Annotated in this window: 13 protein-coding genes and 2 tRNA genes; 3 read left to right on the top strand and 12 right to left on the bottom strand. The window is 70.3% G+C overall.

Features of this window, described 5'->3' with window-relative positions:
• Positions 1–88: 88 nt before the first annotated feature.
• From ACWIE7_RS10905 to gltX, 3 genes are all read right to left on the bottom strand, one after another.
• Positions 89–161, bottom strand: a tRNA-Glu gene (locus ACWIE7_RS10905).
• A gap of 54 nt (positions 162–215) precedes the next feature.
• Positions 216–287 (bottom strand) — tRNA-Gln (locus ACWIE7_RS10900).
• 80 nt (positions 288–367) lie between these two features.
• Complete coding sequence (gene gltX / locus ACWIE7_RS10895; RefSeq protein WP_454069250.1) at positions 368–1,852, bottom strand: glutamate--tRNA ligase; 1,485 nt, start codon at positions 1,850–1,852, stop codon at positions 368–370.
• Positions 1,853–1,977: 125 nt separating this feature from the next.
• Between gltX and ACWIE7_RS10890 the strand changes: the two genes are divergently transcribed.
• Positions 1,978–3,108 carry an isochorismate synthase gene (locus ACWIE7_RS10890; protein ID WP_454069249.1) on the top strand — a complete coding sequence of 377 codons (1,131 nt, stop codon included), beginning with the start codon at positions 1,978–1,980 and terminating at the stop codon, positions 3,106–3,108.
• A 61-nt stretch (positions 3,109–3,169) separates the two neighbouring features.
• Here ACWIE7_RS10890 and ACWIE7_RS10885 read toward each other — a convergent pair whose 3' ends face one another.
• The 5 genes from ACWIE7_RS10885 to serA all read right to left on the bottom strand — a co-directional run bounded on the left by ACWIE7_RS10885 (position 3,170) and on the right by serA (position 9,297).
• Positions 3,170–3,964 carry a fumarylacetoacetate hydrolase family protein gene (locus tag ACWIE7_RS10885; RefSeq protein WP_452099940.1) on the bottom strand — a complete coding sequence of 265 codons (795 nt, stop codon included), beginning with the start codon at positions 3,962–3,964 and terminating at the stop codon, positions 3,170–3,172.
• Positions 3,965–3,974: 10 nt separating this feature from the next.
• Positions 3,975–4,691: an exonuclease domain-containing protein gene (locus ACWIE7_RS10880; RefSeq protein ID WP_452099941.1), complete on the bottom strand. Its 717-nt coding sequence runs from the start codon at positions 4,689–4,691 to the stop codon at positions 3,975–3,977.
• On the bottom strand, positions 4,691–6,553 hold the full coding sequence (locus tag ACWIE7_RS10875; protein WP_452099942.1) for a DUF294 nucleotidyltransferase-like domain-containing protein: 1,863 nt from the start codon (positions 6,551–6,553) through the stop codon (positions 4,691–4,693). The genes ACWIE7_RS10880 and ACWIE7_RS10875 overlap by 1 nt, the downstream gene beginning before the upstream one ends.
• A 106-nt stretch (positions 6,554–6,659) precedes the next feature.
• On the bottom strand, positions 6,660–7,679 hold the full coding sequence (locus ACWIE7_RS10870) for a 3-isopropylmalate dehydrogenase (protein WP_452099943.1): 1,020 nt from the start codon (positions 7,677–7,679) through the stop codon (positions 6,660–6,662).
• A gap of 25 nt (positions 7,680–7,704) precedes the next feature.
• A complete protein-coding gene (gene serA, locus ACWIE7_RS10865; protein ID WP_452099944.1) occupies positions 7,705–9,297 on the bottom strand; it encodes a phosphoglycerate dehydrogenase in 1,593 nt (530 codons plus the stop codon).
• A 163-nt stretch (positions 9,298–9,460) separates the two neighbouring features.
• On the opposite strand from serA, the gene ACWIE7_RS10860 reads away from it, so the two are divergent.
• Together ACWIE7_RS10860 and ACWIE7_RS10855 are read left to right on the top strand one after the other, a co-directional pair.
• Positions 9,461–10,078 (top strand): hypothetical protein, encoded by a 618-nt coding sequence (locus ACWIE7_RS10860; RefSeq protein ID WP_454069248.1) that lies wholly within the window; start codon positions 9,461–9,463, stop codon positions 10,076–10,078.
• Entirely contained in the window at positions 10,075–11,577 is a 1,503-nt protein-coding gene (locus ACWIE7_RS10855) for a phytoene desaturase family protein (RefSeq protein WP_454069247.1), read from the top strand. The genes ACWIE7_RS10860 and ACWIE7_RS10855 overlap by 4 nt, the downstream gene beginning before the upstream one ends.
• Positions 11,578–11,595: 18 nt before the next feature.
• Here ACWIE7_RS10855 and ACWIE7_RS10850 read toward each other — a convergent pair whose 3' ends face one another.
• From ACWIE7_RS10850 to ACWIE7_RS10835, 4 genes are all read right to left on the bottom strand, one after another.
• Complete coding sequence (locus ACWIE7_RS10850; RefSeq protein WP_454069246.1) at positions 11,596–13,227, bottom strand: hypothetical protein; 1,632 nt, start codon at positions 13,225–13,227, stop codon at positions 11,596–11,598.
• 75 nt (positions 13,228–13,302) lie between these two features.
• Positions 13,303–14,316, bottom strand: a complete 1,014-nt coding sequence (gene ilvC / locus ACWIE7_RS10845) for a ketol-acid reductoisomerase (protein WP_230928711.1) — start codon at positions 14,314–14,316, stop codon at positions 13,303–13,305.
• 42 nt (positions 14,317–14,358) lie between these two features.
• The gene (ilvN, locus tag ACWIE7_RS10840) at positions 14,359–14,865 is read right to left on the bottom strand and encodes an acetolactate synthase small subunit (RefSeq protein WP_230928710.1); all 507 of its coding nucleotides are present in this window, start codon (positions 14,863–14,865) and stop codon (positions 14,359–14,361) included.
• The gene (locus ACWIE7_RS10835; protein WP_454058650.1) at positions 14,862–16,757 is read right to left on the bottom strand and encodes an acetolactate synthase large subunit; all 1,896 of its coding nucleotides are present in this window, start codon (positions 16,755–16,757) and stop codon (positions 14,862–14,864) included. The genes ilvN and ACWIE7_RS10835 overlap by 4 nt, the downstream gene beginning before the upstream one ends.
• Between the last annotated feature and the right edge of the window lie 241 nt (positions 16,758–16,998).

The following is a 16,998-nucleotide window of genomic DNA, read 5'->3' as shown; positions in this document are numbered from 1 at the left end:
CCCTCGCCCGGCCCCGGCCCGGACGGTGCGACACCCGACGAGACGAGAAAGGCGCCCGGAGCATGTGCTCCGGGCGCCTTCTGCGTTGTACCCCCGATGGGATTCGAACCCACGCTACCGCCGTGAGAGGGCGGCGTCCTAGGCCGCTAGACGACGGGGGCTTAGGACGCGGATCCGTTACGGATCTCGCTGCGGAACGCGTCAGACGCGCTCAGCTGGCCTACCAGGACTCGAACCTAGAACGACGGTACCAGAAACCGCTGTGTTGCCAATTACACCATAGGCCACTGCATTCACTCGGCTGCCCCTTCCGAAGCAACCTCGAAGAGACTATCAAACCCCTGTGGGGTGAATGCAAATCGGCTGGTCAATCCGCGATCGGCGCCGCCTTCAGGCGAGCGATCGTGGCCTCGCGACCGAGCAGTTCGAGGGACTCGAACAGCGGCGGCGAGATGTGCGATCCCGTCACCGCCACGCGCACCGGGCCGTAGGCCTTGCGCGGCTTGATCCCCAGCTCCTCCACGAGCGCGGCGGACAGCGCGGCCTCGATGGCCGACGTGGTCCACTCCCCGAGCCCCTCCAGCGCCGCCACGGCCGCGTCCACGACCTCCCGCGCCTCGGCCTTGAGGTTCTTGGCCGCCGACTGCGGGTCGACCGCGAACTCCGCTTCCGGCACGACGAGGAACCGGATCAGGTCCCACGCGTCGGACAGCACCACGATGCGGGTCTGCAGGAGTTCCGCGACGGTCGACCAACGATCGCCGTCAAGGCTCTCCGGGAGGGTCGACCCGTCCTCTGCGGGGTGCGCCACGAGGAACTCACGCAACCGGCGCGCGAACTCCTCGGCCGGCAGCTGCCGGATGTGCTCGGCGTTGATCGCGTCGGCCTTCTTCTGGTCGAAACGGGCCGGGTTGGCGTTGACCTGGCGGATGTCGAACGCGTGCACCATCTCCCCGAGCGAGAACACGTCCCGATCCTCCGACAGACCCCAGCCCAGCAGCGCGAGGTAGTTGAGGAGTCCCTCGGGCAACATGCCGCGGTCGCGGTGCAGAAACAGGTCCGACTGCGGATCGCGTTTGGACAGCTTCTTGTTCCCGTCACCCATCACGAACGGCAGATGCCCGAACGCGGGCACGCCGTCCGCCACGCCGATGCGCTCCAGCGCCCGGTAGAGGGCGATCTGGCGCGGTGTGGAGCTGAGCAGATCCTCACCGCGCAGGACGTGCGTGATCTTCATCAGGGCGTCATCCACCGGGTTGACCAGGGTGTAGAGCGGGATGCCGTTCCCACGCGTCAGCGCGAAGTCCGGGACGGTGCCCGCCTTGAACACCGTCTCGCCCCGGACGAGGTCGTCCCACCCCAAGTCCTCGTCCGGCATCCGGAGACGGACCACCGCGCCACGTCCCTCATCGCGGTACGCCTGCTTCTGCTCTTCGGTGAGGTCACGATCGAAACCGTCATATCCCAGCTTCGGATCACGTCCGGCCGCACGGTGGCGGTCCTCGACCTCCTCCGCCGTGGAGAACGACTCGTAGGCCTCCCCGGACTCGACCAGTCTGCGCACGACATCCAGGTGGAGGTTGCGACGCTCGGACTGGCGGTACGGCGCGTACGGCCCTCCGACCTCCGGGCCCTCGTCCCAGTCCAACCCGAGCCACCGCAGCGCGTCGAGCAGCGCCTCATAGGACTCCTCCGAGTCGCGCGCGGCGTCGGTGTCCTCGATCCGGAAGACGAACGTCCCTCCCGTGTGCCGGGCATGGGCCCAGTTGAACAAGGCGGTTCGGACGAGACCCACGTGGGGGGTCCCGGTGGGAGACGGACAGAAGCGGACGCGAACGTTCGAGGCGGTCATGGCGACCATCCTAGTGACGATCCCGCCTCCCACCCCCGGCGAGGACCGGCCTAGGATCAACCGAGTACTCGTGGGCGCCGCCGGGGCGTGGATCCACGGGGTGCCCGAGTCGAGGGAGGCCAGCCGTGGCGTCAGGGAACACCCCCGACGTCGGCCGTCCCGTGACCGCGCCGGACTTCCTGCTCTCCCGGCCTACCGGTTCACTGCGGACCCAGGGCGTCCTCCAGACCTTCACCGACCCCGCCGACGCCGCCCTCGCCCTGAGATCCGGCGCCTGTGGTCTCGTCGTGGGCGCGATCGGGTTCGAGCCCGATACGCCCGCTGCGCTCGCGGAACCGGAGCTGGTGGTCCGCACCGACGGTCCGCTGGAACCCCCGGCCTACTTCCGGGGCATCCGCACCCGCGCCCGCGTCGTCGAGGAGATCCCGTCCCCCGCCGAGCACCGGGCACGGGTGTCGACCGCGCTGACCGCGATCAACGCCGGTGGGGTGGGCAAAGTCGTGCTGGCCCGTGCGGTCCGGCTGGAATCCGACGAGCCGATCGACCCCCATGCCGTGTGTGCCACGCTGATCGACTCCAGCTCGCACGCGGACGGTTTTCTCGTGGACCTCTCCCCCGCCGGCGACCACTGCGCCGGGCGAGTCCTGGTGGGCTCGAGTCCCGAACTGCTCGTGCGGCGCCGCGGGGACGTCGTCGAGTGCCACCCGCTGGCCGGCTCGGCGCCGCGCGACGCGGACCCCACCGTCGACCAGGCCTCCGCCCGCGCACTGCGCGACTCCGGAAAGGACGCGTTCGAGCACGCCTTCGTCGTGAATTCGATCGCCGAGGCACTGGGCCCGCTCTGCGGGGAACTGGAGATCCCCGCGCGTCCCTCGCTCACCTCCACCCGCGAGATGTGGCACCTCGGCACGCGGATCCGCGGCCGCATCGCCGACCGTCGGACCACCGCGCTGGATCTGGCACTCGCGGTCCATCCCACCCCGGCGGTGTGCGGGACACCGACGGACGAGGCGAGACGGCTGATCGCCGGCATCGAGGGCCCACGCGGTTTCTACGCCGGGACCGTCGGATGGGCCGATGCCTCCGGTGACGGCGACTGGATGGTCTCCATCCGCTGTGCGGAGATCGACGCCGGACGGACCGGGGCCGTCGCCTGGGCCGGCGGGGGGATCGTGGCCGACTCCGACCCCGACGACGAGGTGGCCGAGACCGGGGCCAAGCTGCGGACCGTACTCAAGGCGTTCAACGTCTCCTGAGCCGGCAGAACCGGCCGCCGAGGCCGTGTCGGTGGCCGGAAGAACCGACTGCCGGATGTGACTAGCGGTCGACGACCGGATTGCTCAGCGAGCCGATCCCCTCGATCTCGACCGTGACCCGGTCCCCCGGCAGCATCGGACCGACACCGGCGGGCGTGCCGGTGAGCACCACATCGCCCGGCAGCAGCGTCATGACCCGGCTGATGTACTCGATGATCTCCCCGACGGTGTGCATGAACTGCGAGGTGTTGCCGTCCTGCTTCAGCTCCGGGCCGCCGCCCTCGCTCGTCAGCGTGGTGCGCACATCCAGGCCGTTGGGGTCGAGATCCGTGACGATCCACGGGCCGAGCGGGCAGAACGTGTCGTAGCCCTTGCCCCGGGTCCACTGCCCGTCCGATTTCTGCTGATCACGCGCGGTCACGTCGTTCGCACAGGTGTAGCCGAGGATCACCTCGTGGGCGCGCGCGGCGGAGACATCGCGACAGGGCTGACCGATCACCACGGCCAGCTCGCCCTCGTAATCGACCCGCTCCGAGCTCGGCGGGTACGCGATCGCGGCCTCGGGCCCCACGACCGACGTGTTGGGCTTGAGGAAGATCAACGGCTCCGCAGGAGCCTCGCCCCCCATCTCCGCCGCGTGCTCCGCATAGTTCTTGCCGATGCACACCACCTTGGAGGCCAGGATCGGGGCCAGGAGACGTACATCGGCCAGCGGCCACTCACGGCCGGTGAACTCGGGGGTGCCGAAGGGATGTTCGGAGATCTCCGCGCAGGTCAGCGACGACGGGTCGGAGACGTCACCACGGACCTCAACGAAGGCGAACCCCTGCGGGTGGGCAATTCGGGCGAGACGCATGCCCCCGATCCTAGGCCGTTCGCAGATCCCGGAGAGTGCGCGCCCCGCGCTCCCCGAGCTCGGCGATCTGGGCGAGGTACAGCTCGGCGCAGGCCACCGCGTCGACGAGCGCGTCGTGGGCCCGGTACCGCGGCAGTCCGTATCTCTCGCGCGCTCCCCACAAACGGAGGTCGTCCGGGTGGGGGTCGGCCGTGAACCCCATGTCGATGCCCGGCCGAGTCACCCGCCTCTGCAGCTCGAGGGTGTCGACGGCCACGAGCGGCGGACGCACGCCGTACACACGGCGACACATCGCGCCGAGGAAGTCGATCTCGATCGGGCTGTAGTGGGCGAGCAGCACGCGACCGACCATGGCATCGAAGAGCAGGTCAACCACCTCGCACACCTCCGAGCCCTCGGCGATCCTGTCGTCCGTGATGCCGTGCACGATCGCGCTCTGGCCCACCCCGTCGTCGTCGCCCCGGGCGTCCGCCCGCACCAACACCGCCCCGGCGCCCCCGAGGGCGATCCGCGTCCCGTCCACGGGCACGAACCCCACCGCGAGGACCCTGTCGCGCCGCGGGTCCAACCCCGTGGTCTCGACATCGACGGCGAGCAGCGCCAGCTCGTCCACCGGCGTCGCCCGGTCGGGCACAGGGCTCTCGAGATAGCGGCGCAGCCCACCATCCGGTAACTTCGCCGCGGCTCTGCGCCTGCCGCGCTCACCGTCCCGCCGGCCGAACGCCATCACATCCGTCCGACCGGGTACTTGAGCGCCAGTGCGTCCTGCGCCGCGGCGATGATCCGGAACGCCGCCCGCAGTCGGTGTCGGTCTTTGCTACCCAGGCTCCTCGGGTCGACGTTGTTGTCCTGTGGCCTGCCCTCCGCGATCTGGAGGGCGTGATGTCGGTAGGCGAGCCGGCGCAGGAAGCGGAAGGCCTCGGCCAGATTCTCGGCGTCGCCACGCGCGATCCCCCCGGCGCTCGCCGCGGCGTCGAGCCGGTCCAGCGTCGCCACCTCCTCCACCCCGGCCGCCACGGCATGAAGACGCGCGATCTGTACGACCGGGGCGATCCCGCCCGCCTTGATCTCGAGCGTGTTGCGGTACTCGCCCCGGCGGGCCACCACCAGTCCACGAAAGAACCCCAGCGGGGGTTGCCACTCGCACGCGATCCTCGCCAGGTGAGCCTGGAATCGGGGGCTGGCGCTGGCGCGCGCGAGCATATCCCGGCGAATCGGCGCGAGAAGCGCCGCCGGGCCGCGGATGGCCCGGATATCGAAGAACACCTGCGCATGGAGCATCGCATCGGGATCCGGGGCGCCGACCCAGTCCGCGACCTGGTTGATCCACTCCGTCGTCGTACGACGCCACGCGGGGTTGGCGGCCATCACGTCTCCGGGGCACAGAGGGAATCCCGCGCGGTCCAGGCCGTGGCAGACCCGATCGGCCAGGGCCGCGAAGTAGTCGTCGGCGCCCGCGACCGTGGCGGCGTCGTCCGCCAGCACCAGGGCGTTGTCCTGGTCGCTGGCCACCCCGAGCTCGTCGCGGGCCTGCGACCCGAGCCCCACCCAGCAGTACGGGACCGGCGCGGGTCCGAGCTCCTCCTCCGCCAATGCCAACAGCCGACGCGTGGCGGCGTCCGCGGTCGCCGTGACCACGCGGCCGATATCCTGAGGCGTCGTCCCCCTGCGGACGAACTCACCCACCAGCGGCGGCAGCCTCTCTGCCAGCCCGGCGACCGCCGCGGCATCCGGAGCGCGCGCGATCCGCGCCGCCAGATACACCGGGTCCGCCTGGACCATGCGCAGTAGGTCCCCGGACGTCACCACCCCCAGCGGCACCCCGCCGTCGACCACCGGCAGGTGGTGGACCCCGCGATCGATCTGCAGGAGCGTGGCATCGAACGCGCGGGTGTGGACGTCGACGGAGACCGGGTCGGGGCTCATGATGGCCGACACCGGCGCGCTCGTGTCGGCGTCGACGGCCACCACCTTCGACCGCAGGTCACGGTCGGTGAAGATCCCGATCACCGCGGCGGACTCGACCACCAGCAGCGACGAGACCCGGCGCTCGGTCATGATCCGTGCGGCCTCCCGGATACTGGCCTCCGGCCCGATGGTCACCGCGTCCCGCGTCAGCAGCTCCCCGACCGGCGTTCCCAGTACATCGCCCCCGGAGGCCGCCACCCGCGCGGAGGCGAGGTCCTCACGGATCCTGTCGCTGCGTTCGCCGAAGAAGTCCTTCAGGACCGGGTGCTCGGCCGCGACCTCGTCGAACACCTCCCTTGACATCTCGAGCAGCAGTGTGTCGGCGACCGCGTCCATCCGGTACCGGGACGGTCCGGCGTGGGCGAGGGTCGAGTATCCGAAGCAGTCACCCTCGTCGCGGGTGTCGAGCAGCGTGCCCTCCGGGTCGCAGATCTCGACGGCGCCGGACCGGATGATGTGCAGGGTGTCGTTGGTCTCCCCCGCCCCGACGATCACGCTGCCGCGCCGGTGGTAGCGCTGGGTCAGTCTGGCGGGCAGTCGATCGAGTACGGTCCCGGGCAGCTCATCGAACGGCGCGCACCGCGCGAGAAAGTCCCGCACCTCGACCAGTTCGACGTCCATGACTCCACTGTGAACGCCGACGGCCCGCGGTGTGATCCTCTTCACGCGAATCACACCCGCGGGCCGTCGGCACCCGGCCCGGACACCCGGCGCCGTACCGGGGGATCTAGGCGCTGACCGCCGCCACGATCCGGTCGCCCACCTCGGCGGTGACGATCTCGGTGTCGCCTCGCGACGCGAGATCGGCCTCGACGGCGGCCTCGACACGATCGGCCTCGGCGTCCTTGCCGACGTGGCGCAGCAGCAGCGCCACAGACAGGATCGCGGCCGTCGGGTCGGCCTTGCCCTGTCCGGCGATGTCCGGCGCCGAGCCGTGGACCGGCTCGAACATGGACGGGTTGGTGCCCGAGGCGTCGATGTTGCCCGACGCCGCCGTCCCGATGCCGCCGGTGACCGCCGCCGCCAGGTCCGTGATGATGTCGCCGAACAGGTTGTCGGTGACGATCACGTCGAAGCGCGACGGGTCGGTGACCATGTAGATGGTCGCCGCGTCGATGTGGCAGTAGTCCACCTCGACCTCGGGGAACTCCGGCGCCACCTCGTCGACGGTGCGCTGCCACAGTCCGCCGGCGTTGACCAACACGTTGGTCTTGTGGACCAGCGTGAGCTTGCCGCGCCGCGACGTCGCCCGGGCGAACGCGTCGCGCACGACGCGCTCCACGCCGTAGCGGGTGTTGACCGAGGTCTCGGTACCCATCTCGTGCGGCGTTCCGACACGGATGGCGCCACCGTTACCGGTGTAGAGGCCCTCGGTGCCCTCGCGGACGACGACGAAGTCGATCTCGCCGGGCGCCTTCAGCGGCGTGGCCGAGCCCGGGTACAGCTTGGACGGCCGCAGGTTGACGTGGTGATCCAGGGCGAACCGCAGCGGGAGCAGCATGCCCCGCTCGAGAACGCCGGCCGGCACGGATCGGGGATCGCCGATCGCGCCGAGCAGGATCACGTCGTGCTCCTTGAGGCTCGCGATGTCCTCGTCGGTGAGGGTCTCCCCGTTGCGGAGGTAACGGCGCGCACCGAGGTCGTACTCGGTCTTCTCGACTCCGGGCACGAGTGCGTCGAGCACCTTGAGCGCCTCAGCCGTGACCTCGACACCGATGCCGTCTCCGGGTATGACTGCCAGCTTCATGAGGGTGGTCGGTTCCTTTTCGCTTCTAGTCCAGGTTGATCTGGGTGGCGGTGGCGCTGAGCTCCGAGACGATCCGGTCGACGGTGGGCTCGGCCACGGCGCGGTCCACCCGCAGGATCAGCGAAGCCCCCTCGCCGCTGGCGTCCTGGCTCAGGGCCGCGGCCTGGATGTCGACGCCCTCGCCGCCGAGGATGGAGCCGACGCGGCCGAGCACGCCGGGGCGGTCGGCGTAGTGGACGAACAGGTTCTGCCCCTCGGCACGCATGTCGAAGCCGCGCTCGTTGATCCGCACGATTTTCTGGACCTTCTCCAGGCCCGAGAGCGTGCCGGTGACGCTCGCGCTCGCGCCGTCCGCGGTCACGGCCGTGACGGAGACGGTACTGCGGTAGGACTTGGACTCGCTGCGGGTCTCCACCGAGTGGGTGACGCCGCGCTGCTCGGCCATCTGGCCGACGTTGACGAACGTGGCCGGCTCGTCGGTGATGGCGGAGAACATGCCGCGCAGCGCGGCCAGGCCGAGCACGTCGACCGACTCGGCGGCGAGCTCGCCGGAGACCTCGACCTTGACGGTGGTGGGGACGCCGGGGCACAGGTGCCCTGAGACGAGGCCGACCTTGCGGACGAGATCGAGCCAGGGGGCGACCTCATCGCCGACGGGACCGCCGGAGACGTTGACCGCATCCGGGACGAACTCCCCGCGGAGGGCGAGGAGGACGCTGCGGGCGACGTCGGTGCCGGCGCGGTCCTGGGCTTCGCTGGTGGAGGCGCCCAGGTGCGGGGTGACGACGGTGTTGGAGAGCTCGAACAGCGGCGAATCGGTGCAGGGCTCGGTGTCGAACACGTCGAGCGCGGCGGCGCGGACCTTGCCGGACTTGAGTGCGTCGACCAGCGCGGACTCGACGATCAGGCCACCACGTGCGGCGTTGACGATCACGACGCCGTCCTTCGCACGGGCCAGACGGTCCGCGTCGAAGAGGCCGGCGGTCTCCTTGGTCTTGGGCAGGTGCATCGTGATGATGTCCGCACGCGCGACCAGCTCGTCGATGTCGACGAGCTCGATACCCAGCTGTGCGGCGCGTGCGGCCGGGAGGTACGGGTCGTAGGCGATGAGGTTGGTCTCGAACGCCGCCAGCCGCTGCGCGACGAGCTGTCCGATCCGGCCCAGTCCGACCACGCCGACGGTCTTGCCGAGCAACTCGACACCGTTGAACGAGCTGCGCTTCCAGGTGTGCTCGCGCAGCGTCGCGTCGGCCGCGGGGATCTGGCGGCAGGCGGACATCAGCAGCGCCACCGCGTGCTCGGCGGCGGAGTGGATGTTCGACGTGGGGGCGTTGACGACCATGACGCCGCGCTCGGTGGCCGCGGGGATCTCGACGTTGTCCAGGCCGACGCCGGCACGGCCGATGATCTTGAGACCGGGCGCTGCCGCGAGCACCTCGGCGTCGACGGTCGTGGCCGAGCGCACGAGAAGCGCGTCGGCGTCCTTGACCGCCTCGAGGAGCTTCGGGCGATCCGGGCCATCGACCCATCGGACCTCGACGGCGTCGCCGAGCGCATCGACGGTCGACTGGGCGAGCTTGTCGGCGATGAGGACGACGGGACGTCCGGATGCTGTCACAGTGGGAACTCCTCAGTGTCAATTCGGGCACGGTCAGTCTAGGCCACCCATCCCCGCCGCTCACCAGTGGCCGCCGGTGGCCTACAGAGACCTCGACGGCCTATCGTGACGAACGCCTCACCCGTAGCCTCGGTGTTCTCCTGATGATCGGAAGGTCGCCCCCATGGCCCGCTCACACCGTTCGATGTCCGGGCCCGACCGGTTCCCCGGGTCGCGGGCCGCCGCCCTACGCCCCACCCGCGGTCGGTCGGCGACGGCGATGTACCTCCGTGCGCACCTCTACGGCGCCGCGGTGGGACGCACGATCCTCGATCGGTGCATCAGCGCGGTCGATCCCGCGGACAGGGCGCGGCTCGCGCCACTTCGCCCCCAGTTCGAGGGGGAGATCGCCACAACGCGGCGCCTGCTGACGGGGATCTCGCCGGTGGGTGCGCCGGGCCGCCGCATGGTGCGGGCGTCGGCGACGATCGCCCTCGCCGCGCTCCCGGCGGGGCCGATCGTGCGCGATCCGCTGACCAGACTCGGCCTGCTCGAGAGCCTGCGCACCCTGGTCGTGGCGAAGAAGTCGATGTGGGAGTTGCTCGCCGAGTCGTGGGTGGCTGACGGCGATGACGCCGCCGTCGTCGACGCCCGCGCCCCCGGGCCCGACGACGACGACGACGACACGATGCTCCCCGGCGACGTCCGGAGCCTCCTGCTCGCGCTCGCGGACCAGGCCCGGTCACAGGAGAACCTGCTGGAGGAGCTACGCCGTGGCTACGGCCTGGAACTGTTCGGGTGAGCGCGGCCGGCCGGATACGCGCGGACGTCGCCGTGGTGGGCTCCGGCCCGAACGGTCTCGCCGCGGCGCTGCTGTGCGCGCGATCCGGTCGCCGGGTCGTCGTGCTGGAGGAGCAGGAGAGCATCGGCGGCGGTTGTCGAACCGTCCCTCTGCCCGACCTGCTCTCCGGCGCCGACCGGGAACGGGCACTGTCGTCCGGTCACTGGGACGGGCTGGTCGTCGATCCGTGCTCGGCCGTCCATCCGATGGCCGGTGCGTCGCCGTTCTTCCGCGAGTTCGACCTCGCCGCGCACGGTGTCGAGATGGTCACTCCCCCGGTGCAGCTGGGGCACGCGCTGCCCGGCCGGGATGCGATCGTCGTGCCAACCGACCCCGCTCCGGGTGCCCTCGCGGCCGGGTTCGGCTCAGTGCGGGAAGCAGCCGCGTGGTGGTCTCTGATGGGCGCGCTCGCCCGTCGACCCGTCGAGGTGGCCGCCGCAGCGCTGTCGGACCAGCGTTCCGTCCCGTCCCCGGCCGCCACCGCAGCACTCGCCGGCGCCTTCGTCCGCGCACACCCCCGGGGTGCGCTGCCGGACTCACTGGGCACCGACGGGCGGACGCTGATGTCCGGGATCGCCGCCCACGCCATCACCCCGCTCGGCTCACCGGCCGCCACGGCGGCCGGCCTCGTTCTCGGATCACTTCTCCACGCCCCCCTGGGCTGGGCCCTTCCGGCGGGTGGGAGCGGCGCGCTCACGGCCGCGCTCGCCGACGCACTGCACGCTGCCGGCGGGGTGATCCGAACAGGCGTCCGCATCGGTGGCCTGGCAGAACTCGACGCCCCGCACGTCGTGTTCACCACCTCGCCGCGCGGACTGGGCTCGATCCTGCTGGCGTCCTCGCCCTCGCCCGCCACGGCCCGACGCGCTCGCCGTCTCAACCGCGTCCCCATGGGCGGCGCGGCGGCCAAGGTTGATCTCGTTCTCTCCGGGCCGGTGCCGTGGCGAGATGCCCGGCTCCGCGAGGCGGGCACCGTGCATCTCGGTGGCGATACCGACGCCATCCGGCTCGCCGAACGTGAGGTGTCGGCCGGCCGCCATGCCGACAAGCCGATGATCCTGATCTCCCAGCCGTGGGTCACGGACCCCGGCCGCATCGCCGACGACGGCCGCCGGCCACTCTGGACCTACGCCCACGTCCCGGCGTTCTCGGAGCGGGACCAGACCGAGCAGGTCCTGGACGCGCTTGAGGCCGTCGCCCCGGGCGTGCGCGACGTGGTGGTGGCAACGCACTGCACTCCGGCCTCCCGGATGTCCGAGCACAATGCGAACCACCTCGGCGGGGATATCGCCGGTGGCCGGGTGGACCTACGCGGGCTGATCGCCCGCCCCGTCCCGCGCGTGGATCCGTTCGCCACCGGGATCCCCGGCGTCTGGCACGCCTCCGGCTCGACCCCGCCCGGCCCCGGCGTCCACGGCATGGCCGGGCAGCACGTGGCGCGGCGGATCCTCAGCGCCTGACCCACCCGGCTCAGCCGGTCACTGGAAGGAGACGAACCACGGCCTGGGCTCGACCGCCATCGTCTGCTCCGGCGTGAAGGTGGGGGTGTCCTCGTCGTAGAAGTTCTTCCACGCCAACCGGATGTCGGGCGACAGGCCTGAACGCAGGGCGTCCCACGTCCCCAGTTTGAGGTCCGGGGTGCCGTGGCCGTCGGCGTGCAGCGCGATGGCCAACTCGGGCCGCGAGGTGTCGATCTGTTCGCGGTTCGAGATCATCGCCGTGCTGAACTGATGGAGGATCAGGAGCTTCTGGGGTCCGCCCGACTCCCTGGTCAGATCAGCCAGCCAGTCCACGACGCGATTGATCTCCTCGGCATCCACCGACCCGATCTGGGCCCCGGGCTGCTGCCCCGGCTTCAGCTTCCACTCCGGATCCAGCGCGAGCCCCACGTCCGGTCGCTTCAGCAGGTCCTCGAAGATCCTGGCCTGGTCGACCATGTCGGCCATTCCGGGCTGCAGATCGATCACCGCGTAGCCGCCGGCGGCCGTGATCGCGTCGACCAGCGGTTCGAACTCTTCCGGGTCCCACTCGTTGGTGAAGTTCCCGTCGTCACCCGGCGCGCCGGAAGCGACGGTGCCGATGATCTCGAAGGCGGGCACGACCTGTTCGGGGGAGTACGGCTGGTACTGCTCGACCAACCTCTGCACCCGGGCCACGCTCTCCTCCGGTCCCTGCTCACCGAGGATCCCGAGAGCCGGGGTGATCGGCGAACCGTACGCCGCGACGAAGCGCCGGCCCGGGAACACCAGCTGGCCACCGCCGGGAAGCTCGGGAACGGCGCGGGCCTTCTCGACCCGGTCCGCGACCTCCTCCTCACTCCCCCAGTCCGGCCCGAGCGCGTAGATGACCTCGGCGTCCCGCACGGCCTCCACCGATCCGCCGTCGACCCGCGGGTCCGGCGCACGTAGATGCGACACCGCGCCTCCGGTGGCCACGGCGGTGGCGATCGCGGCGACAGGGGTTCCGTCGTGCACGAGAACCGTGGGAGCCTCGTCGCCTGCCCACGCCGGCGATCCGGTCTCGAACGGTTCGGCATCAGCCACCCCGGCCGAGCCCGCACCCGTGTCCCGCGACAGGGGCGTGCCCGAGGTCATCAGCGCCGGTGCACCGGGGCTCAGATGGACGGTGGTGTCGTCAATGCGGGTCTCGGGAACATCCACCTCGGCCTCGAAGGAGACCCCGGTCAGTTCCTCGAGCCCGGCGCGGTCCCCGGGGGCGTCGACCACGTCGGCGTCGTCGGGTTCGAACGAGACGTCTCCGACCCGGAGCACCCGCTCGGCGCCGAGTCTCGCGATCTCCTCGGCCAGCTCCGCGTCCCCGCCCGGCACCGAGGTCAACATGGGCGCCCGGAGTCCCACCGCCACCGACGCCGCACGAGCCTGTGCGGCCGCGTCCGGGGCGGCCACGACGACCACGGGAGCGGTGTCCAACAGAAGGGCGGTCGCCTCCACGCCCGAGCCGTCCGTGTCCACGGCCACCCGCGTTCCCTGCTCATCGGCTGCCCGGGCACCCGGCCCCTCGCCTGACGAGCCGGAGGTACAGGCGACCGTGGACGAGGCCAGGCAAAGGGCGAGGACCGCCGCACCCACACCTCGTTTGATGTGACGCACGACGGTCCTCCAAGCACTCGGGATCAGATCCCGGTGGACCCTACAGGCATCTCACCGGGAACTCCCCCGCAACACTCAGGCGGTCTCCGTGATCGGACGGTCGACCCAGCTCATGAGGTCGCGCAGCTTCTGGCCGGTGACCTCGATCGGGTGCTCGGCGTTCTCCTTGCGGAGCTGCTCGAGCTCGGAGTTCCCGCCCTCGACGTTGGCAACGAGACGCTTGGTGAACTCGCCGTTCTGGATGTCGGCGAGGATCTCCTTCATGCGCTCCTTGGTGCCGGCGTCGATCACCCGGGGGCCGGAGAGGTAGCCGCCGAACTCCGCGGTGTCGGACACCGAGTAGTTCATGCGGGCGATGCCGCCCTCGTACATGAGGTCGACGATGAGCTTGAGCTCGTGGAGCACCTCGAAGTAGGCGAGCTCGGGCTCGTAGCCGGCCTCGACCATCACCTCGAAGCCCGTCTTGACGAGCTCCTCGGTGCCACCGCAGAGCACGGCCTGCTCACCGAACAGGTCGGTCTCGGTCTCGTCCTTGAAGGTGGTCTTGATAACGCCGGCGCGGGTGCCGCCGATGGCCTTGGCGTAGGAGAGCGCGAGCGCCTCTCCCTCACCCTTCGGGTCCTGCTCGACGGCGATGAGCGCCGGGACACCCTTGCCGTCGACGAACTGACGACGCACGAGGTGGCCGGGGCCCTTGGGGGCGACCATCGCGATGGTGATGTTGTCAGCGGGCTTGATCAGACCGAAGTGGACGTTCAGGCCGTGCCCGAAGAACAGGGCGTCGCCGTCGTTCAGGTTGGGCTCGATGTCCTCGGTGAAGATCGCGGCCTGCGAGGTGTCCGGGGCCAGCAGCATGACGACGTCGGCCCACTTGGCGGCCTCCGCGGCGGTCATGACCGTCAGCCCGGCCTCTTCGGCCTTGGCGCGCGACTTGGAGCCCTCGCGCAGGCCGATGACGACCTCGACACCCGAGTCGCGCAGGCTCAGCGAATGCGCGTGGCCCTGCGAGCCGTAGCCGATGACGGCGACCTTGCGCCCCTGGATGAGCGACAGGTCAGCCGCGTCGTCGTAGAACATCTCCACTGCCATGGTGATGGATTCCCTTCTTAAGGTTGGTGATAGAAGTCGAGACTATCGAGTGGTGGTGATGGACTTGGGGCCGCGTCCCAGCGCGACCATGCCGGACTGCACGATCTCGCGGATGCCGTAACCGTCGAGCATCCGCAGGAGTGCGTCGAGCTTATCCGGGGTGCCGGTCGCCTCGAGGGTCACCGACTCCGGGGCGACGTCCACGACATGGGCACGGAACAGGCTGGCGATCTCCACGATCTGGCCACGGTTCGTCGCGTCGGCGCGGACCTTGACCAGGGTGAGTTCGCGGGAGACCGAGCCGGCCGGGTCCTGCTCGACGATCTTGATCACGTTGACCAGTTTGTTGAGCTGCTTGGTCACCTGCTCGAGCGGGAAGTCCTCGACGTTGACGACGATCGTCATCCGCGACAGACCATCCGTTTCGGTCGGGCCGACGGCGAGCGACTCGATGTTGAACCCGCGCCGGGAGAAGAGCGAGGCCACGCGTGCGAGCACGCCCGGCTTGTCCTCCACCAGAACGCTCAGGGTGTGGGAGCGAGCGGTCACTGGTCCTCCTCCTGGGCGGCGATCACCGCGGCGTCGATCCGCTCGGTCGCCTCGTGGATCTCCGCGGGCTCGTCCGCCGCGGAGTCGCTGTCGTCGAACAGCGGCCGGATGTCCCGGGCCGCCATGATCTCGTCGTTGGACGTTCCGGCCGCGACCATGGGCCACACCTGGGCGTCCTTGCCCACGATGAAGTCGATGAGCACCGGCCGGTCGTTGATCTCCCGGGCCTGGGCGATCACCGCGTCGACATCCTCCGCACGCTCACAGCGCAGCGCCACGCAACCGAGCGCCTCGCCGAGCTTGACGAAGTCGGGGATGTGCATCGAGTGGGTCGACAGATCGGTCTGCGAGTAACGCTGGTCGTAGAACAGCGTCTGCCACTGTCGGACCATGCCCAGGTTTCCGTTGTTGATCAGCGCGACCTTGATCGGTGCGCCCTCGATCGCACAGGTGGCGAGCTCCTGATTGGTCATCTGGAAGCAGCCGTCGCCGTCGATGGACCACACCTCGGCATCAGGACGGCCGAACTTCGCGCCCATCGCGGCGGGGACCGAGTACCCCATGGTCCCGAGCCCGCCCGAGTTGAGCCACGTGCGCGGCTTCTCGTACCGCACGAACTGCGCGGCCCACATCTGGTGCTGACCGACGCCCGCGCAGTAGATGGCGTCGGGACCGGCAGCCGCACTGAGCCGCTCGATGACGTACTCGGGCGACAGCGAACCGTCGGACTGCGGGGCGTACCCGAGCGGGTACTCGCTGCGGATCTCGTCGAGCTGCTCGACCCAGGTGGCGGGGGCCTTCATCGACCCCGAGTCCCGCTCGCCTCGAAGGGTCTGGACGAGCTCGGCGAGCACCTCCTTGATGTCGCCGACGATCGGGACGTCCACGGCACGGTTCTTGCCGATCTCGGCCGGATCGATGTCCGCGTGGATGACCTTGGCGTCCGGTGCGAAGGTGTCGAGACGGCCGGTGACCCGGTCGTCGAACCGCGCGCCCAGGGTGATGAGCAGGTCCGAGCGCTGCAGGGCGGCCACCGCGGCGACGGTGCCGTGCATGCCCGGCATGCCGTAGTGCAGCCGGTGGGAGTCCGGGAACGCGCCCCGCGCCATCAGGGTGGTGACGACCGGGATCCCGGTCAACTCGGCGAGCTCCATGAGCTCCGCCGAGGCGTCCGCCTTGATGACGCCGCCACCGACGTAGAGCACGGGCCGCTTGGCCCGGGCGATCATCCGGGCGGCCTCGCGGATCTGCTTGCCGTGCGGCTTCGTGACCGGACGGTAGCCGGGCAGCTTCATCTCGGGCGGCCAGGAGAAGGTCATCTCGTTCTGCAGGACGTCCTTGGGGATGTCCACGAGCACCGCGCCCGGGCGGCCGGACTGCGCGATGTGGAAGGCCTCGGCGATCATCCGCGGGATGTCGTCACCATGCGAGACCAGGAAGTTGTGCTTGGTGATCGGCATCGTGATGCCGGAGATGTCGGCCTCCTGGAAGCCGTCCGTGCCGATGAGGGCGGTACCGACCTGGCCAGTGATGGCCACGACGGGGACCGAGTCCATCTGCGCGTCGGCGAGCGGGGTCACCAGGTTGGTGGCACCGGGGCCGGAGGTCGCCATGCAGACGCCGACCTTGCCGGTGACCTGCGCGTACCCGGTCGCCGCGTGGCCGGCGCCCTGTTCGTGACGCACGAGAACGTGCCGGACCCTGGCCGAGTCGTACAGCGGGTCGTAGACCGGCAGGATGGCCCCGCCGGGGATTCCGAAGACGACCTCGGTGCCGATCTCCTCGAGAGACCGGACCACGGCCTGGGCTCCGGTCATCCGCTCAGGGGCCGTGGACCGGGCCTTGTGCTCTGTACCCGGACGAGGCCCGGGCTGTGCCGTTGGTGCGCTCACTTCAACTATCCTTCATGCTGGTCGTGGAGCAGTGGATTGTCGCCCTCCGCGGCCCGGTCGGCCCGCGGGTACCCGGCAACAAAAAACCCCCGACGGCCACGGGGCCGGCGAGGGTGCGCGTCGTCGAGAAGCCAGGTGACGGCTCAGGCGCCGACGCGCCGGCCGAGTACGAGACCGTTCCGTGTGTTCATGGCACCCAGACTAGGTGGGCGCCGACCACAGCGTCAACTCGTGGAACCCC

The sequence above is a fragment of the Dietzia sp. NPDC055343 genome, assembly GCF_053645265.1.
The sequence above is the reverse complement of the archived record's forward strand: the minus strand, read 5'-3'. Positions and strand labels throughout refer to the sequence as shown.